This is a genomic window from Desulfamplus magnetovallimortis (genome assembly GCF_900170035.1).
In the GTDB taxonomy this organism is placed as follows: domain Bacteria; phylum Desulfobacterota; class Desulfobacteria; order Desulfobacterales; family Desulfobacteraceae; genus Desulfamplus; species Desulfamplus magnetovallimortis.
In genome coordinates this window covers 1-776 of record NZ_LT828619.1, presented here as the reverse complement: position 1 = coordinate 776, position 776 = coordinate 1, and the positions used below count along the sequence as shown (strand labels likewise).

At 38.0% G+C, this 776-nt stretch carries 1 protein-coding gene; it reads left to right on the top strand.

Features of this window, described 5'->3' with window-relative positions; genetic code table 11:
* The first annotated feature begins 114 nt into the window (after nt 1-114).
* On the top strand, nt 115-636 hold the full coding sequence (locus tag MTBBW1_RS27300) for a hypothetical protein (protein ID WP_080810158.1): 522 nt from the start codon (nt 115-117) through the stop codon (nt 634-636).
* Nucleotides 637-776: the final 140 nt, after the last annotated feature.

Below are 776 nucleotides of genomic sequence, written 5' to 3'. Positions count from 1 at the left end.
CACTCGTTCCCACATGCCCCTTACAGGTCACTGGCATCTTTACTACATCGAACTTCAGAAATGCCTTAAACAGATCAGCAGCAGCGAAAAAAGAAAAAGTTTCTTGAGACACCATTGGAACAATGGGCATATTTTCTTGCAAAACCCCAAGATAATCAAAAACCCCTTGAGCCTGCACTTAAAGAAAACCAGGGAATTATGGAGGTATATGATATGCTTCAGACATTTACAAAGGAAGATTCATTGCGTGAGCAATACCGTCTCAGGGAGGAGTTTCTCAGGGCACAGAGAACCGAGGCATTGGAATATCAGAGAATGATCGAAAAATATCAAAATGCCTTGAAGGATAAAAAAGCTGTACAAAAGCAGTGGGAGACGGAAAAAAAGGAACGAGAACGGGAGAGAAGGGAAAAAGAAACGGCTTTTAGAGAACGGGAAAGGGAGAGAAAGGCAAAAGAAACGGCTTTTAAAGAACGGGAACAAGAGAAAAAAGAAAAAGAAGCGGCTTTTAAACAAATGGAAGAATTCAAATACAACAGTATATTGAAATTGAAGCAACAGGAAATTTCGTTAGAAAATATTGCAGATATATTGTCGATTCCCATGGAAGAGATTCGGCTTCTTTTGAATGAATGAGTGATCTCTTGAAACTCATTATTACAACATGTAGCCATCCTTCATTATGAATTTGAAAGAGACGAAAATTAAAAAGGTAACATAATCCAATGGAGATAAAGCTTTACAACGACATTGCATTTAAGTGGATATTTGGAAGA